23 protein-coding genes are annotated in these 23,941 nt (G+C 65.3%); 7 read left to right on the top strand and 16 right to left on the bottom strand.

Features of this window, described 5'->3' with window-relative positions:
• The first annotated feature begins 57 nt into the window (after positions 1 to 57).
• Positions 58 to 2,835: a hybrid sensor histidine kinase/response regulator gene (locus TQ98_RS05580; RefSeq protein WP_044871774.1), complete on the top strand. Its 2,778-nt coding sequence runs from the start codon at positions 58 to 60 to the stop codon at positions 2,833 to 2,835.
• Positions 2,836 to 2,884: 49 nt separating this feature from the next.
• Entirely contained in the window at positions 2,885 to 3,115 is a 231-nt protein-coding gene (locus TQ98_RS05575; RefSeq protein ID WP_044871775.1) for a YheU family protein, read from the top strand.
• 152 nt (positions 3,116 to 3,267) lie between these two features.
• Here TQ98_RS05575 and TQ98_RS05570 read toward each other — a convergent pair whose 3' ends face one another.
• Positions 3,268 to 4,737, bottom strand: coding sequence for a multiheme c-type cytochrome (locus TQ98_RS05570; protein ID WP_082073171.1), 1,470 nt, complete (start codon positions 4,735 to 4,737; stop codon positions 3,268 to 3,270).
• A gap of 822 nt (positions 4,738 to 5,559) precedes the next feature.
• Between TQ98_RS05570 and TQ98_RS05565 the strand changes: the two genes are divergently transcribed.
• Positions 5,560 to 5,904 (top strand): hypothetical protein, encoded by a 345-nt coding sequence (locus tag TQ98_RS05565; RefSeq protein WP_242443052.1) that lies wholly within the window; start codon positions 5,560 to 5,562, stop codon positions 5,902 to 5,904.
• Here the strand turns inward: TQ98_RS05565 and cls are convergent.
• From cls to TQ98_RS05525, 8 genes are all read right to left on the bottom strand, one after another.
• The gene (gene cls / locus TQ98_RS05560) at positions 5,901 to 7,295 is read right to left on the bottom strand and encodes a cardiolipin synthase (RefSeq protein ID WP_044871777.1); all 1,395 of its coding nucleotides are present in this window, start codon (positions 7,293 to 7,295) and stop codon (positions 5,901 to 5,903) included. The genes TQ98_RS05565 and cls overlap by 4 nt on opposite strands.
• Positions 7,296 to 7,438: 143 nt before the next feature.
• Complete coding sequence (locus tag TQ98_RS05555; protein ID WP_044871778.1) at positions 7,439 to 7,771, bottom strand: YnfA family protein; 333 nt, start codon at positions 7,769 to 7,771, stop codon at positions 7,439 to 7,441.
• Between the two features lie 60 nt (positions 7,772 to 7,831).
• Positions 7,832 to 8,260, bottom strand: a complete 429-nt coding sequence (locus TQ98_RS05550; RefSeq protein ID WP_044871779.1) for a hypothetical protein — start codon at positions 8,258 to 8,260, stop codon at positions 7,832 to 7,834.
• A 75-nt stretch (positions 8,261 to 8,335) separates the two neighbouring features.
• Positions 8,336 to 9,490 carry an MFS transporter gene (locus tag TQ98_RS05545; protein WP_044871780.1) on the bottom strand — a complete coding sequence of 385 codons (1,155 nt, stop codon included), beginning with the start codon at positions 9,488 to 9,490 and terminating at the stop codon, positions 8,336 to 8,338.
• Between the two features lie 110 nt (positions 9,491 to 9,600).
• Entirely contained in the window at positions 9,601 to 10,413 is an 813-nt protein-coding gene (locus TQ98_RS05540; RefSeq protein WP_044871781.1) for an SDR family oxidoreductase, read from the bottom strand.
• A 106-nt stretch (positions 10,414 to 10,519) separates the two neighbouring features.
• Positions 10,520 to 10,888: a DUF2784 domain-containing protein gene (locus TQ98_RS05535; RefSeq protein WP_044871782.1), complete on the bottom strand. Its 369-nt coding sequence runs from the start codon at positions 10,886 to 10,888 to the stop codon at positions 10,520 to 10,522.
• Between the two features lie 123 nt (positions 10,889 to 11,011).
• The gene (locus TQ98_RS05530; protein ID WP_044871783.1) at positions 11,012 to 12,670 is read right to left on the bottom strand and encodes a cation acetate symporter; all 1,659 of its coding nucleotides are present in this window, start codon (positions 12,668 to 12,670) and stop codon (positions 11,012 to 11,014) included.
• The gene (locus TQ98_RS05525) at positions 12,670 to 12,978 is read right to left on the bottom strand and encodes a DUF485 domain-containing protein (RefSeq protein WP_044871784.1); all 309 of its coding nucleotides are present in this window, start codon (positions 12,976 to 12,978) and stop codon (positions 12,670 to 12,672) included. Before TQ98_RS05525 ends, TQ98_RS05530 begins: the two co-directional genes overlap by 1 nt.
• Before the next feature lie 224 nt (positions 12,979 to 13,202).
• Here TQ98_RS05525 and TQ98_RS05520 point away from each other — a divergent pair, with 224 nt between their 5' ends.
• A complete protein-coding gene (locus TQ98_RS05520) occupies positions 13,203 to 13,427 on the top strand; it encodes a DUF2061 domain-containing protein (RefSeq protein WP_044871785.1) in 225 nt (74 codons plus the stop codon).
• Between the two features lie 101 nt (positions 13,428 to 13,528).
• The gene (locus tag TQ98_RS05515; RefSeq protein ID WP_044871786.1) at positions 13,529 to 15,079 is read left to right on the top strand and encodes a beta-1,6-glucan synthase; all 1,551 of its coding nucleotides are present in this window, start codon (positions 13,529 to 13,531) and stop codon (positions 15,077 to 15,079) included.
• A 176-nt stretch (positions 15,080 to 15,255) separates the two neighbouring features.
• Here TQ98_RS05515 and TQ98_RS05510 read toward each other — a convergent pair whose 3' ends face one another.
• Positions 15,256 to 15,636, bottom strand: coding sequence for a hypothetical protein (locus TQ98_RS05510; RefSeq protein ID WP_044871787.1), 381 nt, complete (start codon positions 15,634 to 15,636; stop codon positions 15,256 to 15,258).
• Positions 15,637 to 15,899: 263 nt separating this feature from the next.
• Here TQ98_RS05510 and TQ98_RS05505 point away from each other — a divergent pair, with 263 nt between their 5' ends.
• Both TQ98_RS05505 and TQ98_RS05500 read left to right on the top strand, forming a co-directional pair.
• Positions 15,900 to 17,195 (top strand): serine/threonine protein kinase, encoded by a 1,296-nt coding sequence (locus TQ98_RS05505; protein WP_044871788.1) that lies wholly within the window; start codon positions 15,900 to 15,902, stop codon positions 17,193 to 17,195.
• Complete coding sequence (locus TQ98_RS05500; RefSeq protein ID WP_044871789.1) at positions 17,188 to 17,952, top strand: VacJ family lipoprotein; 765 nt, start codon at positions 17,188 to 17,190, stop codon at positions 17,950 to 17,952. The genes TQ98_RS05505 and TQ98_RS05500 overlap by 8 nt, the downstream gene beginning before the upstream one ends.
• A 67-nt stretch (positions 17,953 to 18,019) precedes the next feature.
• Here TQ98_RS05500 and TQ98_RS05495 read toward each other — a convergent pair whose 3' ends face one another.
• The 6 genes from TQ98_RS05495 to TQ98_RS05470 form a co-directional block, all read right to left on the bottom strand.
• A complete protein-coding gene (locus TQ98_RS05495) occupies positions 18,020 to 18,364 on the bottom strand; it encodes a RidA family protein (RefSeq protein ID WP_044871790.1) in 345 nt (114 codons plus the stop codon).
• A gap of 124 nt (positions 18,365 to 18,488) precedes the next feature.
• On the bottom strand, positions 18,489 to 19,907 hold the full coding sequence (locus TQ98_RS05490) for an aldehyde dehydrogenase family protein (protein ID WP_044871791.1): 1,419 nt from the start codon (positions 19,905 to 19,907) through the stop codon (positions 18,489 to 18,491).
• A gap of 13 nt (positions 19,908 to 19,920) precedes the next feature.
• Positions 19,921 to 20,964, bottom strand: a complete 1,044-nt coding sequence (locus tag TQ98_RS05485) for a homoserine dehydrogenase (protein WP_044871792.1) — start codon at positions 20,962 to 20,964, stop codon at positions 19,921 to 19,923.
• Positions 20,965 to 21,187: 223 nt separating this feature from the next.
• Entirely contained in the window at positions 21,188 to 21,625 is a 438-nt protein-coding gene (locus TQ98_RS05480; RefSeq protein ID WP_044871793.1) for an Lrp/AsnC family transcriptional regulator, read from the bottom strand.
• Between the two features lie 10 nt (positions 21,626 to 21,635).
• Complete coding sequence (gene thrC / locus TQ98_RS05475) at positions 21,636 to 23,009, bottom strand: threonine synthase (protein ID WP_044871794.1); 1,374 nt, start codon at positions 23,007 to 23,009, stop codon at positions 21,636 to 21,638.
• 16 nt (positions 23,010 to 23,025) lie between these two features.
• The gene (locus tag TQ98_RS05470; protein ID WP_044871795.1) at positions 23,026 to 23,916 is read right to left on the bottom strand and encodes a LysR substrate-binding domain-containing protein; all 891 of its coding nucleotides are present in this window, start codon (positions 23,914 to 23,916) and stop codon (positions 23,026 to 23,028) included.
• Positions 23,917 to 23,941 lie beyond the last annotated feature (25 nt).

Below are 23,941 nucleotides of genomic sequence, written 5' to 3'. Positions count from 1 at the left end.
CGACGACGAGGCGCAAAGTGCCACCCTAGGGACGAATAACAACTCGGGTGGTATCCCATGCGTCACCGTTCAGGCTGTGTGAAGGCCTTGGCACTCGGTCTGGTCCTTCTGCTGCTCTGGCTCTGCCGGCCGGCCTTCGCCCTGGAGGCGGTGCCGCTCGACCAGGACCAGCTGCGCCTGTCGCTCGGCCACTGGGTCGGCTACCTGGAAGACCCGAAGGGCGAACTCACCCTGGACCAGGTGCGCAAGCTCCCCGACCCGGCTTTCCAGCAGGTCCGGGGCGAACAGGCCAATCTCGGCAAGAACAGCTCCGTGTGGTGGTTCAAGGTACGCCTGGCCAACAGCCGCCCCCAGGCGCTGAACGGCTACCTGGAAACCAACTACCCGCTGCTGGACGATATCCGCCTCTACTACATCACCTCCGACGGCCGGGTGTTGGCCCGGGAAACCGGCGACCACTTCGCCTTCTCCCAGCGGCCGGTCCAGGTCCGCAACTTCTGGTTCCCCCTCGCCGTCGAGCCGGGGGAAAGTACCCTGATCCTGCGGGTGGAAAGCACCAGCACCCTCTTCGTGCCGCTGGTGTTCAGCACCTTCGACGCCAGCGCCGCCGCCCAGGAAAACCTCATGGGGTTCAACGGGGCGTTCTATGGCGTGCTGTTCGCCATGTTCTTCTACAACCTGTTCCTCTACCTGTCCCTGCGCGAGCCGGCCTACCTCTGGTACCTGGCGTACAACCTCAACGTCGGCCTGCTCGCCGCCTGCTTCGACGGCATGCTGTTCAAGCTGCTGCCCGAGCACGTCATCCTGCAATCGGTGGCCATCTACATCTTCATGTACCTGCACTGCCTGACGGCGGTGCAGTTCAGCCGCCACTTCCTCCACACCGGCCTGCACTTCCCACGGCTGGACAAGGTGCTGCGCGGGCTGATGGCGGCCACCCTGGTGGGGCTGATGTCCGCTCCGCTGATGGGCCTGCTGAACTGGAACATCCTCTCCAGCCTGACAGTGCTGTTCGTTTCCGCCTTCCTCCTGTTCACCGGCCTCTATGTCTGGCGCCGGGGGCTGCGCTACGGCTCGTACTACACCCTGGCCTGGGGCGTGCTGCTGGTCGCCTTCATCCAGATCACCAGCGGCTCCCTGGGCATCGAAGTGCTGGGGCTGTACGGCGCCACCGTGGTGAAAATCGGCGTCACCATCGAGCTGATCACCCTGTCCATCGGACTCGCCGACCGTATCAACACCCTCAAGGACGAAGGCTACCGCTCGCGCCAGGCAGCCGAGCAGGCCGACGTCGAGAACCAGGCCAAGAGCCGCTTCCTGGCCAAGATGAGCCACGAGATCCGCACCCCGCTCAATGGCGTGCTGGGCATGCTGCAACTGCTCAGGGAAACCCCGCTGGACCGCAACCAGCGCTTCTATGTCGATTCCATCTCCAGCTCGGGCACATCGCTGATGGCGGTGATCAACGACATCCTCGACTTCGCCCGCATCGAATCCGGCAAGCTGGAGCTGGAACACATCGAGTTCGACCTTGAAGACCTGGTCTCGCAAACCCTCGTCCTGTTCACCGCGCAGGCCATGGACAAACGCCTGGGCCTGCACCTCAGCCTCGACGCCGGCGTGCCCCGGCGTATCCAGGGCGACCCGACGCGGCTCAAGCAGGTGCTGATGAACTTGCTGGGCAATGCCCTTAAATTCACCGGCGAGGGCCATGTGTCCCTGCACGTTCGAGTACGCCAGGGTGCCGCCGGCAGGGCACAGCTGGTGTTCAGCGTCAGCGACAGCGGCATCGGCATTCGCCCGGAAGCCCTGTCCCAACTGTTCGACTCCTTCGCCCAGGGCGATTCCAGCACCACCCGCCGCTTCGGCGGCAGCGGCCTGGGCCTGGCCATCAGCAAGGAACTGGTGGAAATGATGGGCGGGCGCATCGAAGTGCAAAGCACCCTCAACCAGGGCACCTGCTTCAGCTTCGACATCCCCCTGCAGCCGGGAGAGTTCAACACCGACGAGCTGACCCAACTGCTGGACAGCCGCACCGTGCTCCTGGCCAGCCAGGATGCCCGCGCCCTCGACGCCCTCAGCCGGTTGCTGGGCCGCTGGGGCATGCGCTGCGAGCGCTGCCAGGACCCGGCCAGGCTGGTGGAGCAACTGGAAGACTTCGCCGCGCCGCCCTTGCTGGTGCTGCTGGCGCCCTGGCCCGGTCAGCCTGAACACTGGCTGGACCCGCTGCGCTCGCATCTGGAACACAGCCAGCGGGTGCTGTTGATCTGCCCGCCCGACCATTGCCAGTACCCGCCCCAGGGCGCCGGCCTGCGCCTGCGCGCCTTGGCCCAGCCGCTGACCCTGTCGCAGCTGCGGGAAACCCTGCAGGAGCTCTACCGCGAGCGCCGCCTGGAAGAGCGTACCCAGCAGCAAGAGGAACGCCGCCGGGTAAGCGCCACGCCCTGCGTCCTGGTGGCAGAGGACAACCCGGTGAACCAGATGGTGGTCCAGGGCTTCCTGAAGAAGCGCGGCTACCTGGTGCGTACCGTGGCCAACGGCGTGGCTGCGGTGGACGAGTACCAGCGCGACCCGGAAGGCATCCAATTGATCCTGATGGACTGCGAGATGCCGGAAATGGACGGCTTCGAGGCCACCCGGCAGATCCGCCGGATCGAGCGCAGCCGCAACTGGCCGGCGGTGCCCATCGTCGCCCTCACCGCCCACATCCTCGAAGAACACCGCCAGGCCGGCGCCGCCGCCGGCATGGACGACTTCCTCGGCAAACCCCTGGACAGCGCCCTGCTGTTCTCCACCCTGGAGCGTTTCATCCTGCGCCAGAGCGTGGACGGGTGAAGCGGTCCGGCGGCAGCGGTAGAATTTCGCCCCCGCCGGAGAGTTCCCCATGCTGATCCCCTTTGACCTGCTCGAAGCCGACACCCTGACCCGCCTGATCGAGGACTTCGTCACCCGCGAAGGCACCGACAACGGCGATGAAACGCCATTGGAAACCCGCGTCGAACGCGTCCGCGCCGCATTGCGCAAGGGCGAGGCGGTGATCGTCTACGACCCCGACAGCCAGCTGTGCCAACTGATGCGCAAGCTGGATGTGCCGAAGGAGTGGCTGGAGGAATAGCCCGAGTCCGGTCCCTGCCGGCGGGCTTACCACTGTGGGGGCGAATTCATTCGCAAGGGCGGCGAAGCTGCCCCCTGCAGGGTCGAAGGGCGAACCTGCGGTCCGCTTGGCGATTGAAATCGCCCCTACAGGAACTTGCTTGCCTCGGTCGATCACAGCTTCGCCGCCTGCACCGTTGCTCCCAGCGGCAGGGTCTTCGCCACCTGGCCCATGCGGGTCACTTCCACCTTCAACGCGTCCTTGCCCAGCAGGTAATCCACCAGGCGCTGGGGGAAGGGCCAGTAGTTCAGCTCCGCCGTCAGCGTGATGGGCCCGACGGCATCCTTCGGCACCTCGAAGATGAACTCGCGGACGTCGTAGCCCTTGGGCAGGATGCGGTTGTCCGAAAGGATCTGGGTGGCGTTCCAGACCTCGATATCCAGCTCCTTGCCGTCCTTGTCGCCGAGGTGGACCTTGAAGTTGCGGGTATCGGGTTCGGTGGCGCCGTCCTTGATCGCCCCCAGCCGATACAACTCGTGACCCGCGCTGTCCACGACGCGGAAGTCGATCCAGACCTCGCGCCCCTCGGGGAAACCGGTGGGTATCTTGTGCCCCGCGCCGATGTTGGCGACCTTCACCCGCACGGCCACTTCCTGCCCTGGCGCCAGGCTCGCCGGAACCGACTCGAAACTGATCTCCGCCGCCTTGGCCAGGTTGTCCCGGGCACGCTGGGCCGCCTCCTTCTGCCCCAGGTAATCCAGCACCGCCGCGTTGGCCCCGGTGAACCAGTGGGACGCCACATCGGGGCGGTCCGGGCCCATGACCGCCGCCTTGCCGGCAAACCCCGGCATGTGGCAGCTCTGGCAGGTCTGGCCATTGAAGCTGTAGGGGCTCTCCAGCCACTCGTCGTAGGTGCGCTCCACCGCCACCGTGCTGAAGGGATGGGTGACGTTGTGGCAGGTGGCACAGAAGTCCGAACGGGTGTGCAGGCCCGAGTAGACGGTGTCGTGGTAGGGAGAGACCGCATCACTGCGCGGGCCGAACTTGGTGGGCCGGCCATTGGCCCGAGGGCTCAGCACATAGGCGCCATTGTCCAGGCCGGTGCGCGCGTTGATGTTGTGGCAGGTCTCGCAGTCCACCCCAGGCATCGGGTTGTGCTGGGCGGTGAACTCCACCGAAGCACGGTTGACCTGGGAATTGATCTGGCCGGTAGTGAGGCCGATGGGGGTGTGGCAGCCGGTGCAGAAGTTATCCACACGCCCATCCGTGGCCTCGCTGGCATGGCGAAGCAGCGCCCGGTAGATGGGCTCATCCCAGGAGTTGGACATCATCGAGGTGCGCCACTGCTGGTAGATCTCCGTGTGGCAGGCACCGCAGATCTGGGCGTTGTCGAAGTCCTCGGTTTTCAGCAAGACGTTGTTGGGCGTATTCGCCCGGTGGGGGAAGAATGGCAGCGCCTGCTTGTCCTCCATCAGCCGGGACCGCGCCGGCTCCAGCCATTTGTCATTGGGTTGGGTAGGTTCCTCGGCCCAAGCCTGCGTCGCCAGCAGCCAGGCCAGCAGGCAGGCAAGCAGCCACGAAATCAGGAAACCGGGATGGAGCGGAACCGCCGAAGCGGAGGACAGCTTTGCCGGGACGCCCATGTCGCTGCCTCGCCGCTATCGAGCAGAGCCAGAATGAAAGCGCAAGAAATCGGCAGACTGACGGCAATAGCCGCCTCCTTCAGCACTTTTAGCCGAAATTCGACCTGACTGCCCCGCACCGGGGACGTAATTCAGTAGTAGATGGGCGCCCCAGCAGCGTCAAAGTATGGGCGCAGCCTGATAACCCCCAATCGGCAACACTATCCCATTGAATCCGTGACGATTACCCAGAATGGGGTGCGACCTGAAAGGCGATGAAGTGGCGAGAATTCCGTACCAGCGACAGGTTGGCCGGATAAAAGCGGCGGACACAAAAAGGGCCGCCAAAGGGCGGCCCAGACAAAGCACAGAGCACCAATAGACTCTGGGTACAGAGTGTAGAAGCTTTGCTACGGAACGATGACAAAACGGGGAAATTGGCGTGCATTTCGTCGGCAATTCCGGAGAACCATCGCGAAACCGCTCTATCTCGCCCGATTCCGCAAGACCTGCTTGTGTACGAACCAGGCCCGGCCCCGGCTGTGGCGTTCATCGCTCTTGCCAGACATTTCGTACAGGCCGTCAACCTTGAGTGCCTACAAATGCGCTCGCTAGAGTCCACGGCTGTCGTGGCTGGAACCACGACCGGGTGTCGCAACCCGAACTTCACGCAGGTCACGGCATGCCATGCGCCCAGTTGCAATCATGGCGGGTCGTGCAGGGAAGGCTTCGGCCTTGCCGGGTTTTCCTCGCGTAACCGGTTTGCGACCCCTGCACGCCCCGCCTCCCTACCGTGTCGTAACGGCGGGACGCAGCCCCTCTGACACGCGAGGAATCAAGGACATGGATAACCCGACCCTTTCGCCAATGCGCAGCCGCGCCACCGCCACCCCGGCGGACTTCAAGCCTCTCCCCTCTTCATCCCAACCCTACGACGACGTCCTGTTCCTCAATACCCGGGCGCCGTCCAAGCACCTGTTCGAAGCCGCCAGCCAGCGCATGGCCGCACTGGGCGACCTGTTGCACATGCTGGAAAACGGCAGCCAGTTCGAATCCCTGCCCCAGGAAACCGCCCGTCTCGCCTCCGCCCTCGGCCTGCTCCTGGCCGATGCCCGCGTCCTTTACGAGGCGGCGTACCAGCGCCTGCCTCAAGAGGAAGTCGGCACAGCCACCGACGACCACGCTTAGAGCCAGTACTCCCAGACGCGCCCGATCCGTTCGCTGACCCGGGCGCGGACGGAGCGGCGCTGCCAGTCGTCGAGGGTGATTTCGTCCGAGCCCTTCACGTCCTCGAGGAACGCCGCACGCATCCGCGCGCCGAAGTCGGCGCCGAGTACCACCACGTTCACCTCCTGGTTGTGCAGGAAACTGCGCCAGTCGAGGTTGGTGGAACCCACCGTGGACCAGACGCCATCGATCACCCCGGCTTTCACGTGGAGCAGCGCATCGCGGCGTTCGTAGAGCCGGACCCCAGCCTCCAGCAGCTCGGTGTAACAATCCCGCCCGGCATGGAAGACCAGCCAGGAGTCGGTGCTGCTGGGCACCACCAGGCGCACATCGACGCCTCTGGCCGCGGCGGCCTTGAGAGCATCGAGCAGTTGCGGGTCGGGCACGAAGTAGGCGCTGGTCAGCCAGATTTCGCTCTGGGCACTGTGCAAGGCGGAAATCAGGGTGGCGTAGATCTGGCTGTAAGGCTCGTCCGGCGAACCGCCAATGGCCCGCACCACGTCGCTGCCCTTCCGCTCCAGGGGCGGGAAGTAGTGGCGCGGCACCAGGGTGCCGCCCTTCTGCTGGACCCAGGTTGTGATGAAGAGTTTCTGCAGTTCCGCCACCACCGGGCCTTCGATACGCAGGTCGGTATCCCGCCAGGGCAGCTCGCCGTTCTTCGGCTTTTTGCCGCTGGAGCCGAGGGAGCCCGCGGAATAAACCCCGCTGATGTTCACCCCGCCGAGAATGGCGACGCGCCCATCGGCGATCAGCAGCTTGCGGTGATCCCGTTGATTCACGTCCCAGCCCGTGCGGGCAGTCAGCGGATTCACCGGATTGAACTCCACCAGCATGACCCCGGCTTCGCGCAAGCGCGCAAAAAAGGCCGGCGACGTGCGCAGGGTGCCGACGCTGTCGTAGATCAGGTTCACCTGCACGCCGCTGCGCTGCTTGGCAATCAGCGCAGCGGCGAAGCGCTGCCCCACGTCGTCGTCATCGAAGATATAGGTTTCCAGGTTGATGTGGTCGCGGGCCGCTTCGATGGCCTTGAGCATGGCCGCATAGGTGTCCGGGCCGTCCTGCAACAGCGCCACCCTGTTGCCGGCGGTCAGCGGGCTGCCCACCAGCGCCTCCTCGATGGCCAGGTGCAAGTCGAAGATGTTCGTCTCCATGCCGGAGGCCTTGAGGCGATCGAGAATGGCCTTGCTGCGCTCATCCGAAAGCGGGCCGTGGGCGCCATCCAGCTGCACCGGGGCGATCGGCGAATGGACCATGTCGGGATTGATACGGGGCAGGGACGTGCAGGCCAGGAGGAGCGACGAATAGAGCGCCAACAGGACACGCGCCACTGTCCCTGATGACGGCAGGTTCACCCAGCAATCCTCCTGATCGGGAAGGATCGATGCCCGGAAAGTACGTCAGCGACATCCAGGCTGCTTTCCGGGCAGCCTTGACGGGTTCGACAGCGGGGTGGCGGGAAAGGTTGGGGGAAATTACAGGGACGTGCGCCCCGGCATCAGGACTGGGAGAAGCGCGGCCCCAGCAGAATCACCGTGGCCCCCAGCACGCACAGCGCCGCCCCCAGCCAGTCACTGGCCAGCGGCCGGGCGCGCTCCACCACACCGAGCCAGAGTAGCGAGGCGACGATGTAGATGCCGCCATAAGCCGCGTAGGCCCGTCCGGCGTAGGCCGCTTCCACGCGCGTCAGCAGCAGCGCGAAGAGGGTCAGGCTGATCAGCCCGGGCACGACCCACCAGGCGCTCTTGTCCATCCGCAGCCAGAGCCAGAAGGCGTAGCAGCCACCGATCTCGAAGAGTGCGGCGAGGAAGAACCAGAGGTAATTGAGCATGAATGCATTCCTTTCGAGGTGGCGTGGCGGTCGCTGTGCCAAGCCCCGCCTCTTCCGATATCAGCCGTGCACGCCGCCTTCGCGCTCCCAGGCACAGCGCACCCGCAGGTTGGTTTCCTGAGGGCTGTGGAAGCCCTGCTCGCTTTCCCAGCGGAAGGTGTGGATACCGTTGAGTTCGGTTTCCAGGTGAACCACGGCGCTGGTCCAGTAGAGCTGCCGGAGCAGGGCCTCGAACGCTTTCACCCACAGGCTCCACTCGTATTCCACCGCCGGATAGCTCGCGCCGAAGTGGATCACCTGGGTGCGGAACAGGCCTTCACCCGGCTGCTCGCAGCAGGAAAACATCTCACGACCGAGGAAGGGCCACGCCTCGCCGCTGGGCAGGCTGTCCAGCACGCGGCGGTTGGTCTCGCGGCGCAGTTGGTGCTCGTGGTCGTCCAGTGACGGCCAGTCGCGAATGCAGCCATAGACGATGGATTCGGACTCCACGCGGGCACTCCAGGAAAACAGTGGCAGCCTTCTAACACAGGACTGCCACGTGAGAAAGGAAATGCGTCGAAGTCCTCAACGATGCCCACGTCCGAGGAACCAGGCGATCACGCTCATGATCACCGCCAGGCTGGTGATGACCATGAAAGGCACCTGGTAATTGCCCGCGAGATCACGGCCAAGGCCGGCAAGAATGGGCGTGAGGCAGGCCAGGCCATAGCCGACGAACAGCATCATGGCGGTCCAGCGGCTCACCGCCAGGGGCGTGTGTGCCTCGTACAGCGGCAGCACCAGGGAAAGCGCGAAGGAACCGCTGAGCCCCAGCCCCAGCAGAGAGGCCCAGACTTCCGGCATCAGCGTGGGCTGGAAGCTGATCATCCCCAGGCAGAGGGTGCTGATGAGACCGCAGACCAGCAGCAATTGGTATCGGTTGTCGAAGCGTTGGGCCAGCCAGGGCAGCAGGAAGGCGCTGGGCAGACCCACCAGCATGAAGAGGCCGAACAGGCTGTTGCTGCGCAGCAGGCTCAGGCCGGCCTCGTGGTAACGCGCCACCAGCCAGGTGGTGAGGGCGTAGAACAAGCCGGCCTGAAGGGCGAAGAACGCGGTGATCATCCAGGCCCGCGGCTCGCCCCAGGGCAGGCCGCCCTGCCCCGCTTCGGCGGCAGGCTCGGCGCGGTTCGGCATGCCCAGCCAGAGCAGCACCGCCGCCAGCGCCGGCAGGGCCCAGAAGGCCAGGCCCAGGTGCCATTGGTCTCCCAGCAGTTGTGTCACCGGCGGGGTCAGCACCGCGCCGGCAGCGCCGCCGACGGTCATGCTCAGGGAATACCAGGCGACGACACGGCCCATCTGCCCATGGAAATGCCGCTTGATGAAACCGGACAGCAGCGGCCCGGCCACGGCGATCCCGGCCCCCATGGCCACGGCGCTGCCGATCAGCACCGCACTGGCATGGCCTGCGAGGCGCGCCAGGAGGGCTACGGCGATCAATGCCAGGCAAGCGGTGATCACCCGTTCCAGGCCGAAGCGAACCGCCAGGCGCGGCGCCAGCGGAGCCAGCAACCCCATGCAGAGCACCGGCAGCGCGGTGGTCAGGCTGATCAGGCTGCGACTCAGGGCCAGTTCTTCGGCGATTCGTTCGATCAGGGGGGCAAGGGAGGTGATGCCGGGCCGCAGGTTGATGGCGGCGAGTACCAGCGCCAGCATCAGCAGCGCACGGGAAAGCGGTTTCACGGAGGGTCCATCCGGGTTGGCCGACAGGCCGGGGGAGAAACCCTACTCCCCCGGCCCGCCGACGGGCAACCCTGAACGGCGGGAAAGCTGACCGGTCGGACAAGCAGGCGTCAGGCGGAGGTACGGTTCTTGGCGCGCATCTTGGCCGCCATGCTGGCCATCTCGTCATAGAGGGCTTGCGGGTTCTTCTGCTTCAGCGCCCAGGCCATGCGTCCCTGCTCGTGGGGCAGGATCATGAAGGCGCCTTCGGCCACTTCCCGGTAGATGGTGTCAGCGATATCGGCAGCGCTGATCGGCGAGCTTTCCAGCAGCTTGCCCACCTGCTGCTTCATGGCCGGAGTCGGGCCACGGAAGGAATCCAGCAGGTTGGTCTGGAAGAAGGACGGGCAGACCACGTGCACGCCCACGCCTTCTTCCTTCAGTTCGATCAGCAGGCTTTCCGACAGCGCCACGACACCGGCCTTGGCGACGTTGTAGTTGCTCATGGCCGGACCCTGCATCAGCGCGGCCATGGAGGCGACGTTGATGATCTTGCCCTTGCTCTTCTGCACCAGCGGCAGGAAGGCCTTGCAGCCCTTGACCACACCCATCAGGTTGATCGCGATCTGCCAGTCCCAGTCCTCCAGGGACAGTTCCTCGAAGAAGCCGCCCGAGGCGACGCCGGCGTTGTTGACGATGATGTCGATGCCGCCGAGTTTTTCCTCGCAGGCCTGGGCCAGGGCGGTGAGCTGGCTGTAGTCGCGGACGTCGCAGCGCTGGGTGAAACCGTCGCCGCCGGCCTCGCGGACCAGCTTGAGGGTTTCGGCCAGGCCGGCCTCGTTGACGTCGGACAGGGCCAGCTGCCAGCCCTCGCGCGCCCAGCGCAGGGCGATTTCGCGGCCGAGCCCGGAACCGGCGCCGGTGATCATGATGCGGTTGTGCATGGTGAGGTGCCTTTCTGCGTTGTGCGGTAGATGCCCAGCAGTGTAGCGAACGCCATAGTCCCGCCAGCCTTGCATCACGGCGCTGAATGATGAGGGCAAAACCCCGCTAGCGGCGCTGCAGCAGGCGCCTGGCCAGAAGCGCGTAGGGCACCAGGTTGAGCAACAGCACAAAAGTGCCAAGCCAGAGCTGGATGCCCGGCGTCAGTCCCGCCGGGTAGATCACTGGCACCAGGTAGTGCTCGATGAAGCCGCCGCTGTACCCCTGCTCCCCCGCCGCCAGGCGCAGGCGGTTCTCCAGCGGGGTGAGGGGACAGATGAGATGAAGGAACTCCACCGTGGCCCCCCAGGCCACCGCCGGCAGGTGCACCAGCGCCAGGCGCGGCCACTTCAGCACCAGCAGCCCACCCACCACCACGAAGAGGATGAAGGCCAGATGCAGCAGGAGCACGGCGTCGGCGGCGATGCGGTAGGTCATCGAACGGCGTCCACGGCAGGGTGATGGGTAGTGCGTTGCCCGATCCATCCTACGAGCCCTGCCCGGCAAACAAAAAGGGCAGCCCGAAGGCTGCCCCAAGTCTTGCAAGGGAGGGAGTGTGGATCAGTGAGCCACGGCACCGCTGGCGCCCAGGCCGGTCTGGGAACGCACGAACTGCGGGTAGAAGCGTGCACGTTCTTCGTCCGCAGCTGTCGACTTGTCGGTGATGGAGAAGAACCAGATACCGACGAAGGCCACCAGGATGGAGAACAGCGCCGGGTACTCGTAGGGGTAGACCGGGGTGGCGTGGCCGAGGATCTGAACCCAGATGGTCGGGCCGAGAATCATCAGACCCACTGCAGTCACCAGCCCCATCCAGCCGCCGATCATGGCGCCACGGGTGGTCAGTTTCTTCCAGTACATGGAGAGGATCAGCACCGGGAAGTTGCAGCTGGCAGCGATGGAGAAGGCCAGGCCCACCATGAAGGCGATGTTCTGCTTCTCGAAGAGGATGCCGAGGCCGATGGCCAGGAAGCCCAGGCACACGGTGGTGATCTTCGATACGCGCAGCTCATCCTTCTCGCTCGCCTTGCCCTTCTTGAACACGGAAGCGTAGAGGTCGTGGGACACGGCCGAGGCACCGGCCAGGGTCAGGCCGGCTACCACCGCCAGGATGGTGGCGAAGGCGACGGCGGAGATGAAGCCCAGGAACAGGCTGCCGCCCACGGCGTTGGCCAGGTGAACCGCCGCCATGTTGTTGCCGCCCAGCAGCGCGCCGGTGGCGTCCTTGAAGGCCGGGTTGGTGCTGACCAGCAGGATGGCGCCGAAGCCGATGATGAAGGTCAGGATGTAGAAGTAGCCGATGAAGCCGGTGGCGTAGAACACCGATTTACGGGCTTCCTTGGCGTCGCTGACGGTGAAGAAGCGCATCAGGATGTGCGGCAGGCCGGCGGTGCCGAACATCAGGGCCAGACCGAGGGAGATCGCGGAGATCGGGTCCTTCACCAGGCCGCCGGGGCTCATGATGGCCTCGCCTTTCGGGTGAACCTTGATGGCCTCGCTGAACAGGGTGGCGAAGTCGAAGTTCACGTGCTTGAGCACCATCAGCGCCATGAAGGAAGCGCCGGAGAGCAGCAGCACGGCCTTGATGATCTGTACCCAGGTGGTGGCCAGCATGCCGCCGAACAGCACGTAGAGCACCATCAGGATGCCCACCAGGACCACGGCGACGTGGTAGTTGAGGCCGAACAGCAGCTCGATCAGCTTGCCGGCACCCACCATCTGGGCGATCAGGTAGAAGGCCACCACCACCAGCGAACCGCTGGCGGACAGGGTGCGGATTTCCTTCTGCTTCAGGCGGTAGGAGGCCACATCGGCGAAGGTGTACTTGCCGAGGTTGCGCAGGCGTTCAGCGATCAGGAAGAGGATCACCGGCCAGCCCACCAGGAAGCCGATGGAGTAGATCAGGCCATCGTAGCCGGAGGAGAACACCAGGGCGGAAATACCCAGGAAGGACGCCGCGGACATGTAGTCACCGGCGATCGCCAGGCCGTTCTGGAAGCCGGTGATGCTGCCGCCGGCGGTGTAGAAGTCGGCAGCCGACTTGCTGCGCTTGGAGGCCCAGTAGGTGATGTAGAGGGTGAAGCCGACGAAGGCAACGAACATGACGATGGCGGAGGCGTTCAGCGGCTGGCGCTGGACCTCGCCCTCGATGGCGCCGGCGGCCCAGAGGGCGGGTGCAACGGCCATCAGGCCGAGTGCGGCAAGGATGCGGGCGATCATTACTGAGCCTCCTTGAGGATTTCCTGGTTCAGGCGGTCGAATTCACCGTTGGCGCGGCGAACGTAGACGCCGGTCAGCACGAAGGCAGACAGGATCAGTCCGACACCGATCGGGATACCCCAGGTAATGGGAGAGTCAGGGTTGATGCGGGTGCCGAGTACTTGCGGCTCGAACGCGATCAACAGAATGAAGGCCAGGTACAGGCCGAGCATGATGGCAGAGAGAATCCAGGCGAAGCGCTCTCGCTTGGAAACCAGTTCCTGAAAGCGCGGATTCTCCTGAATCCGCTTGTAGGTGCTGTCGTTCATTGTTGTTGTCCTCCACAGCGCGGGTTGCTGGTGAAGCCAACAATAGAACTGTCGTACAAGCGCAACAGACGACCTTAGTCGTACACCCGCCAATTCTCGACCAAGGTCGTAGGACATCCATACAGCAAAGCTATCAGCACCATGCTGGATGAACATTTCCCTGTATTGATCGCCGCAACTAGCCTCTGCACATCGAATAATCATTCTCAATAACGAGGTGCGCCATGCTCAAGACCGTGACCTTCACCCTCATGCACTTCTGCATCGCCTTCAGCGTGGCCTACGCCTTGACCGGCAGCATGACGGTCGGAGGACTGGTGGCGGCAGTGGAGCCGCTGTGCAACTCGGTGGGTTTCTACGTCCACGAGAAGATCTGGAAGCGCTTCGAAAAGGCCGACCAGCCGGCCAGGGAGATTCCGAAGCACGCCTGGCTGCACCACCACGCGTAATGGAAATCCCCCGTACGGTTTTTCCGGTGGGGCCGTAGGAGCGAGGGGGGCGAATCCGCTAAGATGCGCGGCTTTGCCCCCAACGCAAGCACCCTTGAGCCATGAGTCAGAACGCCCGTTTCCCTGCACTCCCCTATTTCCTTTCCTTCGTTGTCGCAGCCCTGGCCCTCGCGGGCCTCTGGTACGGCCTGGGCAAGCCGGTGATCCTGCCGGACGCCGCCACCCCCACCCACAAGCTGCAGTGCGCGTCCTACAGCCCGTTCGACAAGGACCAGTCCCCGTTCGACGAGCCTTTCGTGCTGCGTCCCGAGCGCATGGACGCTGACCTCGCCCTCCTGGCGACCCGCTTCCACTGCGTGCGCACCTACTCCATGACCGGCCTGGAAGCCATCCCGGAACTGGCCCGCAAGCATGGCCTCAAGCTGATGCTGGGCGCCTGGGTGAACGGCAACCCGGTGGACACCCAGAAGGAAATCGACGCCCTGATCAAGGCCGCCAACGCCAACCCGGACGTGGTGCAGTCGGTGATCGTCGGTAACGAGACCCTGCTGCGCAAGGAAGTCACCGGCGCCCAGCTGGCCAAGCTGATCGAACAGGTAAAGGCCAACGTGCAGCAGCCGGTGACCTATGCGGACGTCTGGGAATTCTGGCTGCGCCACCCGGAAGTGGCCCCGGCAGTGGACTTCCTCACCATCCACCTGCTGCCCTACTGGGAAGACGACCCCGCCGGTATCGACCAGGCCCTGCGCCACGTCGCCGAAATCCGCCAGGTGTTCGGCAACAAGTTCGCGCCCAAGGACATCTTCATCGGCGAGACCGGCTGGCCCAGCGAAGGCCGTCAGCGTGAAACCGCCGTGCCGAGCCGCGTCAACGAGGCGAAGTTCATCCGTGGTTTCGTTGCCATGGCCGAAGAGAACGGCTGGGGCTACAACCTGATCGAAGCCTTCGACCAGCCCTGGAAGCGCGCCAGCGAAGGCGCGGTGGGCGGTTACTGGGGTCTGCTCGACGCCGATCGCCAGGAAAAGGGCGTGCTCGCCGGCCCGGTCACCAACGTCCCCTACTGGCCCATGTGGCTGGGGGTTTCGGGCCTCATCTTCCTCGTTACCCTGGTACTCGCCGGCCGTCCGGCCTCCACCCGCGCCGCCCTGGTCCTGCCGTTGCTGGCCGCGGTGGGTGCAGGGTGCGTCGGCCTCTGGGGCGAGATGGCGCGGGTCACCAGCCGCTTCGTCGGCGAATGGGCCTGGGCCGCGTTCCTGGTAGGCCTGAACCTGATGGTCCTGGCCCACGGCGCCCTGGCCCTGTCGACCCGGGAAGGCGCCCGAGGCCGCCTGTTCGACTGGCTGGAAGCCCGTGGCGGCTGGTGGCTGGCCGCCTCCGGCTTCGCCGGCGCGGTGCTGATGCTGGCCCTGGTCTTCGACGCCCGCTACCGCAGCTTCCCCAGCGCCGCCCTGCTGCTGCCGGCCCTGGTCTACCTGTTCCGCCCGGTAGCCGTCCCGCGCCGCGAAGTCGCGTTGATGGCCGTGCTGATCGGCGCCGGCATCGTGCCCCAGCTCTACGAGGAAACCCTCGGCAACATCCAGGCCATCGGCTGGGCTGCGGTCAGCACCCTGCTGCTGGCGGCCCTGTGGCGGTGCCTACGGGTTCGCGGCTGAGCGTGCTGAAGGGTGGATGGAACGTGCCATTCACCCCAAGGCCTCGACGGTAGGGTGCGCCGTGCGCACCAATGTCTCCGCACGAGGCTTTCGGTGCGCACAGCGCACCCTACGGCATCAAATTCCGGACACAAAAAAGGACGCTTAAAGCGTCCTTTTCTGTTTCTACTGGCTGCTCAGGCGGCTACCGGAACAGCCTCCGATCGGCGCACCAGGCGCAGGCCGGCGATGACACAGGCGAACACGGCGAGGCTGGCGGTGTAGAGCACCAGGGCCGGCAGGGCGAAGAGCAGGGCCAGCAGCGCCAGAACCCAACCGGCGCGGCCCGGCAGGAAGAAGCCGGCAACGGCGGCGCCCAGGCTGATCCAGGCGAACACGCGGAAGTGGATCAGCAGGCCCAGGCCGGAACGCACCTGGCACTCCCAGCGTTGCGCCTCGTCGACGCAGAGCCCGACCCACTGGCCATCCTCCATCAGGGCGAAACGGACCCCGTAGCTGGCGGCCAGCCAGAGCGGCAGCAGGATCAGCAGCAGGATGAGGGACGAACGGCTGGACATGGTTCTCTCCGAATGGGTAAGCGGCGCCAAGGATACGCCCCCATTCGCGCTATGCAAGAACCTTCCAGCCCCCAACCGCCCCCTGGCCTGACATACGGCCCGCACTCGCGGGACTTGCAGTTGTCATAGCCTCGGTATTCACTCATGACGTTCGCTTATAAGGAACGCGACCCGGCGCCCCCAGGTCAGGCCGGGTGGGCGGCTGGAACCTGCGCGTTGCAGCGCGGGCGGGCCGCCGCCAGAACTGAACAGGAACCTATCCCATGCTTCGTCTTTGCCTCGCCGCCCTGTTGGGCAGCCTGACCCTCTGCGCGTCCGCGCTGGCTGCGGACGTGGATGCGGCAAGCTACGGCTTCCCCATTTCCAACCCCTTCGAGGCAACCATCGCCACCACGCCGCCCGATTTGCGCAGCAAGGTGCCGAAGGACGATGACATCAACCAGGCCGACTATGACCTGAAGCTGCGCCCGGAGCGGGAAAGCGCCCTGCCGGACAACTTCTGGTCGGTGAAGAAAATGCGCTACCGCCTGGCCCGGCAGAAGGGCCCTGCCCCGCTGGTGTTCGTCATCGCCGGCACCGGCGGCCACTACGCCAGCTCCCATGCGGAAAACCTCAAGCGGCTCTTCTACGGCGCCGGCTACCACGTGGTGCAGCTCTCCTCCCCCACCAGCTACGACTTCATGGCCGCCGCCTCGCGCCACGCCACGCCGGGCCTCACCGCCGAAGACGCCGACGACCTCTACCGGGTCATGCAGGCCGTGCGGGCCCAGCACCCGGACCTGTCGATCACCGATTTCTACCTGACCGGCTACAGCCTCGGCGCCCTGGAGGCGGCCTTCGTCAGCCACCTGGACGAAACCCGCCGCGCCTTCAACTTCAAGCGCGTGCTGCTGCTCAATCCGCCGGTGAACCTCTACACCTCGGTGACCAACCTCGACCGCCTGGTGCAGACCCGGGTCAAGGGCGTGGATGACACCACCACCTTCTACCAGGTGGTGCTGGGCAAGCTGACCCGCTACTTCCAGCAGAAGGGCTACATCGACCTCAACGACGCCCTGCTGTTCGACTTCCAGCAATCCAGGCAGCGCCTGTCCAACGAGCAGATGGCAATGCTGATCGGCACCTCGTTCCGCTTCTCTTCCTCGGACATCGCCTTCACCTCGGACCTGATCAACCGCCGGGGCCTGATCACCCCGGTGAAACTCCCCATCAGCGAAGGCACCAGCCTGACACCCTTCTACAAGCGCGCCCTGCAGTGCGATTTCGACTGCTACATCACCGAACAGCTGATCCCCTACTGGCGCGCCCGCTATGACGGCGGCAGCCTGACCCAGCTGATCAACCAGGTCAGCCTCTACGCCCTGGCGGACTACCTCAAGACCAGCAACAAGATCGCCGTGATGCACAACGCCGATGACCTCATCCTCGGTCCCGGCGACCTCGGCTTCTTGCGCCGCACCCTGGGAGACCGGCTCACCGTGTATCCCCACGGCGGGCACTGCGGCAACCTCAACTACCGCGTCAACGGCGACGCCATGCTGGAGTTCTTCCGTGGCTAAGAAAGCGCTCTTCATTGCCCTGCTGTTGACCAGCGGATTGGCCCAGGCCCAGGAGCCGGACAAGGATGGTTTCACCCAGCCGCTCAAGGACCTCAAGTTCAATCCCGGCCTGGACCAGCGCGAATTCGAGCGTTCCACCCTGGACGCGCTGAACGTCTACGACCCCTTCGAGTCGTGGAACCGGCGGGTCTACCACTTCAACTACCGCTTCGACGAATGGGTCTTCCTGCCGGTGGTGCGCGGTTATCAGTACGTCACACCCCGCTTCCTGCGCAGCGGGGTGAGCAACTTCTTCAGCAACCTGGGCGACGTGCCGAACCTGCTCAACAGCCTGTTGCAGCTCAAGGGCCAGCGCTCCATGGAAATCACCGGACGCCTGCTGCTCAACACCACCATCGGCGTGGCCGGCCTCTGGGACCCGGCGACCCGCATGGGCCTGCCCAAGCAGTCCGAAGACTTCGGCCAGACCCTCGGCTACTACGGCATGACCGAAGGCCCCTACCTGATGCTACCGGTCCTCGGCCCGTCCAATGTGCGGGACACCGGCGGGCTGGTGGCGGACTACGTGGCCGACTACCAGATCAACTTCCTCAACGTGCCGGAAGTCAGCAGCGACCACCCGGAAATCACTGCGCTGCGCATGGTGGACAAGCGCTACACCACCCAATTCCGCTACGGCCAGCTCAACTCCCCGTTCGAGTACGAGAAGCTGCGCTACGTCTACACCCAGTCGCGGAAGCTGCAGATCGCCGAGTGACCGTTCACCCCACGAAGCAGGCCCACAGCCTGCTTCGTGGGCGAAGGATGAACACGGCACCCGGCCTTCAGTCCGCCAGGTAACCGAACACCTGGATTTCGATCAGACATCCGCCCAACCCGCTCTCCACGCAGGCCCGTACCGGCTTGCGATGCCCCGCAAGCCACGCCTCATAAACCTGATTCACCCGATCGAAGTCGGCGTAATCGGCAATCCAGATCTGCACCCGCGTGAGGTCATCCCGGGTCACACCCGCCCGCGCCATGAGCACGTCGATGGCAGCCAGGGCCTGGCGCGCCTGTTCCTGGACATCCAGCGTCAGGTCGTCGGCCACCACACCGGCGGTTTCGAAATGACGCCCGTAACGCACCGCCATGGACATCCGGTTGCCTTCGTCGAAGCGTTCGATCATGGGGTTCCTGCCTTGCAATGAATCCTGGCCTTCGAGCCGTAATTGGAAAAAAACGCATCGGGCAGCGCGGCGAGCGGACCTGCCCGATGCAAAGGACGACCGAGAACGGACGTCACCCGACGGTTCAGTCCAGCTGGTTGATGCACACCACCTTCGGCTGGGTCATTTCCTCGTAGGCGAAGCGCACGCCTTCGCGCCCCAGGCTGCCGTACTTGAAGCCGCCGAAGGGCATGGCATCGAAGCGGTAGTCGGAGGAATCGTTGATCATCACCCCGCCCGCCTCGATGCGCCGGGCAGCGCCCAGGGCCTGCTGCAAATCGTTGGTGAAGATGCCGGCGTGCAGGCTGTACTCGGGCTCGTTGGCCAGCGCGATGGCGTCGTCCAGAGCGTCGAAGGGCTCCAGCACCACCACGGGCGCGAAGACCTCGTTGCGCCACAGGCGGCTGCCGTGATCCACCGCTTCCAACACGGTGGCGGCGTAGCAGGACCCCTGGCGCCGATGGCCGCACAGCAGCCGTGCACCTTCATGGAGCGCCTCGGCCACCACCTGCTCGGTGTTCCGCGCGGCCTGTTCGGTGATCATCGGGCCGATATCGGTCTCCGGACGGGACGGATCGCCCGCCACCAGCCGTTCAGCCAGGGCGACGAAGCGCTCGCGGAAAGCCTCGTAGATCGAAGCCTGCACCAGCAATCGCTGGGTGCCGATGCAATTCTGCCCCGCCGCCCAGAAAGCACCCGAGACGCAGGACTCGACGGCAGCCTCCAGGTCGCAATCATCCATCACGATCACCGGCGCGTTGCCGCCCAGGTCCATGGCCAGCTTTTTCAGGCCGGCATTGCGGGCGATGTTCTCGCCGGTGACGAAACCGCCGGTGAAGGAAATCATCCGCACATCGCGGGCGGCGACCAGCGCCTTGCCCAGCTCAGCACCGCCGGTAGCCACGGTGATCACGGCGTCCGGCAGGCCGGACTCCACTAGGCAATCCACCAGTTTGATGGCCGACAGCGGCGCCAGCTCGGAGGGCTTGAGGATGACCGCATTGCCACCAGCGACCGCCGGACCGAGCTTGTGCGCCACCAGGTTCAGCGGATCGTTGTAGGGCGTGATCGCCAGGATCAGCCCCAGCGGGTCACGGGTGAACCAGCCCTGGCGCGACTCGGAGCCCTCGTAGGCATCGAACGGCACCACCTCCCCCGCATTGCGCCGGGCTTCTTCCGCCGACAGCTTGAGGGTGTTGACGCAGCGCCGGACCTCCTTTTCCGCCTGGCGAATGGTCTTGCCGGCTTCCGCCACGATGAGCTGCGCGAACGACGGGGCGTCGCGCTCGACGAGTTGCGCCGCCGTTTCCAGGATTCGTGCGCGCTTGTGGCGCGGCAGCGCGGCGCAGGCCTGGACGCCGCGACGCCCCTGTTCCAGCAGGCCGGGCACATCGGCGGCAGCGAGGCAGGGCACACTGCCCAGCAGGCTGCCGTCGAAGGGATTGGCGACGTCGATTCGATCTTCGGCCACGGCCTTGGCCACAGCCAGTCGGGATACGTTCACGAGCCTGCTCCCCTTAGCGTTTGGATACGGATGTATGGATGGCGACGATATCGGACAGCAGCGCGAAGGCCGTTTCGATGCGGCCGGCGCCCGGGCCGGAGACGGTCACCTTGCCCAGCAGTTCGGTATCGAACGACACGGCGTTGGTCGCCCCGGAGATGCCCGCCAGCGGATGGCTGCCCTCCAGCAAACGGGCCTCGACGCTGGCGCTGACCGCTCCATCGGCAGCACGGCTGGCGGAACCGATCAGCTTCCAGCGTGCGCCGCGTTGCCGGGCACTCTCGATATCGGCGGCGCTGACCTGGGTGATGCCGCTGCAGTGCACATCGCTGGTGCGCAGCTTCGCCCCCAGCAGCTCATTGGCCAGGATCACCACCTTCAGGCGTACGTCGTGGCCCTCCACATCGGCGGTCGGGTCGGCCTCGGCATAGCCCAGCTCCTGGGCCTTGCCCACGGCGTCGGTGAAGCTCAAGCCTTCTTCCATGCGGGTCAGCACGTAGTTGGAGGTGCCATTGAGGATGCCCTCGAACCCGATGATCGAGGCGCCGGGCAGCGTCTCCCGGGCCATGCGGATAACCGGGGTGCCGCTCATCACCGAGCCTTCGTACTCGAAGGCGACGCCGTTGCGACCGGCCAGCGCCTTGAGCTCCTCGGCATGCAGGGCAATGGGCCCCTTGTTGGTGGTGACCACATGCTTGCCGGCTTCCAGGGCCCAGCGGCAGAACGTGGTGGCCGGCTCGCCGTCCACCGGGTTGGTGAAGGTGGCTTCGGCGACGATGTCGGCGCCGGACTGCTTGATAATGGTTTCGTTGAAGGCTTCGGCGGAACCGCCCGCCAGCTCGGCGAAGGCGCCCTTGACGCTGGGCAGGCGGGCCAGCTGCGCGGCGTCCAGGCCGTCGCGATCCATGATCGAACCGAGGAACAGGTCGGTGACGCCGACGATCTTCAGGCTGAAGCCCAGCTCCTTCCGCCAGGCCGGGTTGCGCTCGGCGATCAATTGCGCGAGGCCGCGATTCACGCCACCAAAGCCCACCAGGGCGATCTTGTATTCAGTCATTGTTTTGCCTCCCATTCAGGCAGTTGCTTCATGGGTTCCAGCCTACGAGGGAGGGCAGTGGCAGTTGAATATGGCAATCCGCTGTATTTCCTGGCCATTCTGACCAGCCCCGAAACGCCGGCCGGAGAGCTGGCGACGACCTCCGTGCCCCCAAAGAAAAAGCGCCGCGCGGAACAGGTCCGGGCGGCGCCAGGGCAGGCTGCGTGATGGCGGTTTATCGCGCTCAGATCACCGAGGCGAGCACAAAGGAGGTGACGGTGTTCTCCACGCCGGGCATGGCGGAGATTTCCTTCCAGACGTTATGCACGCGCTCCGGACTCGACGCGCCGACCCGCACCATGAGGTCGAACTCGCCGCTCATGACCTCGCATTGGAGGATTTCCGGGATGTTCCGCAAGGCCCGCAATACCTCGTCGCCACGCATGCGGTCGTAGCGGTAGACGAAGATCACCGCGCTGATCTGTGAAGACGGCTTGCGGCCGTCGCCTTCGCGGATGGTGTAGCCCTGGATGGCGCCATCCCGCTCCAGCCGCTCGATGCGCTGGCGCACGGCGTTGCGTGACAGGTTGACCTTGGCCGCCAACTCGGCGTGGGCGATGCGGGCATTGGCGGTGAGCTCCGCCAGGATGCGTTCGTCGAGGGGGTCCAGAATGCGCTTCATCGCGTCTCCGTCACCACGCGCCCAGCGCCTGGATAACGGTATCCAGATCGCCCACACGGATGCTCCGTTGGTGGCCGCCGACGGTCGCCGGGGTCTGTTCCGGCGCGGGCCAGACGCCCAGTTCGGCGAGCAATGCCGCCGACTTGGCGGGGGCGAACTCACCCAGGGTCACCATGGGCGTCACCATGCTGCGCCGGTAGAGTCGCGCGGCGAGCACACCCGTGGCGGTGTGCGGGTCAATGACATAGCCGGTGTCGCGGTACAGCTGGGTGATCTCGCCGATGGTCTGCTCGTCGCTGACCGCATAGGAGTCGATGAGCATCCGTGCCTGCAGCCAGTGCTGGTTGGCAATGCCGAGCTCGCCACTGGCCTCGAAGCTTTCCATCAGCGCCTTCACCTGCTGGTCATCGTGGCCGTAGAGCTCCCAGACGAAGCGTTCCAGGTTGGCGAAGTGAGAAAAATCCATCGCCGGCGACAGGGTCGGGTCGGCGCGACGTGTCGAGTAACGGTTGCTGTGGATGAACTGATGCAGGGCGTCATTGCGGTTGGTGGAAATGATGATCTGGTTGATCGGCAGCCCCATTTTCTGCGCGATGTAGCCCGCATAGACCTCGGCGAAGCTGGCCGCCGGGATGCTGAAGCCGACCGGCCGCAGGCCGCCGCCCAGCTGTAGCGCGGCGTGGAAGTAGAGCACCAGCTGAGCCATGACGCCGACCCAGTTGGTGGAGTTGAAGCCAACCGCATGGACGCCTGGCAGCGGCCAGGCCCGGAACAGCGCCGCCACCATGGACTGGCAATCGTCGAAGCTGCCCTCCACCGCGAAAGCCAATACCCGCGCCGGGTCGGCGGCCTGCAACGCGGCGAGGCGGTCCAGCGGCACGCCGTCCCGCGGATACAGCACCAGCACCCGGCCCTGCCCGTCGCGGCCGAATGCCTCGATGGCGGCCAGCCCGGTGTCGCCGTTGGTGGCCCCCAGCACCTGCGCCCGTTGCTGGTTGCGGTCGAGGAACCAGCTCACCAGGCGAGCATGCAGCTGGGCGGCGAAGTCCTTGGCGGTGCGGGTCGGACCGTGGAACAGCTCCAGCACCCATTCGTTGCGGTCCACCTGATGCAGGGGCGCAATGGACCGGTGGGCAAAGGCGCTGTAGGTGTCCTTGAGAAGCGCCTTGAACGCGTCCTCGGGAATCGCCGGGCCGACGAAGGGCCCCATGACTCGCCAGGCCAGTTCGTCGAACGGCAGCCAGGACCAGTAGGCGATCTCCTGGGCACTGAAGCTCGGAAGGCTGGCCGGGACGTACAGGCCGCCGTCCGCCGCGAGCCCGGAAAGAACCACGGTTTCGAAGTCGGCGCGGGTAGCCGCGCCTCGTGTACTCACATAGTGCATGTGTAGCTCCGATCGATCATTTGCCGCGATGGGCCTGGGCCACCAGCCAGGTGGCGAAGGTCATCGCATCGGGATGCAGGTCAGTCCCCGAGCCGCGCACCAGATAGAAGGATTCGCTGGCTTCGATCCGCTGCGAGAAGGGCTCCACCAGGCGCCCCTCCCGGAGCAGGTCTTCCACCAGGGAGGAACGGGCCAGGGCGATCCCTTGCCCCAGTTCGGCCATGCGCAGGGTGGAGGCAAGGGTGTCGAACTGCATTCCGCTGGAGTAGTCGACGTCATGGGCGCCCACCCGTTTCAGCCAGTAGCCCCAACCCTCCTCGTAGCCCAGGACGTGCAGCAACCCGTGCCTGGCAACGTCGGCCGGCTCCGTGAGCGGCGAGCGCGCCAGCAGGTCCGGTGAGCAGACGGGGAACAGGGTGTCCCAGGTCAGCCGTTGGGACACCAGGCCCGGCCACTGCCCGTGTCCCCAACGGATTTCCATGTCGTCCTCGCCGTCCAGTTCCTTGACCCAGAGGTTGCTGATGTAGCGGATATCCACATGCGGATGCGCCGCCCTGAACTCCGCCAGCCGGGGTGCCAGCCACAGCAGCAGGTACGACAGGCTGCCCCGGATCTTGATCGGCCGCTGCCGGTGCTGGCCGAAGATTTCGTTGGTGCCCACCGCCAATCGGGTGATCGCATCCTGGACCACCGGCAGGTAGGACTGCCCCTCCTCCGTGAGGGCCAGGCCCCGAGGCAGGCGCTTGAACAGCGCCACGCCGAGGTGGCTTTCCAGTTGGCGGATCTGCTGGCTCACGGCGCCCTGGGTCAGGTGCAGCTCCAGGGCGGCGTGAGTGAAGCTGAGGCACCGGGCGGACACTTCGAACGCACGCAACCAGTTCAACGGAGGCAGGGCTTTCTGGTTCACGCGAGGCACCTCATGACATCACCTT

The organism is Pseudomonas sp. LFM046 (assembly GCF_000949385.2).
In the GTDB taxonomy this organism is placed as follows: Bacteria; Pseudomonadota; Gammaproteobacteria; order Pseudomonadales; family Pseudomonadaceae; genus Metapseudomonas.
Note: the sequence above shows the minus strand (reverse complement) of the source record. Positions and strands in the feature narration are given on the sequence as shown.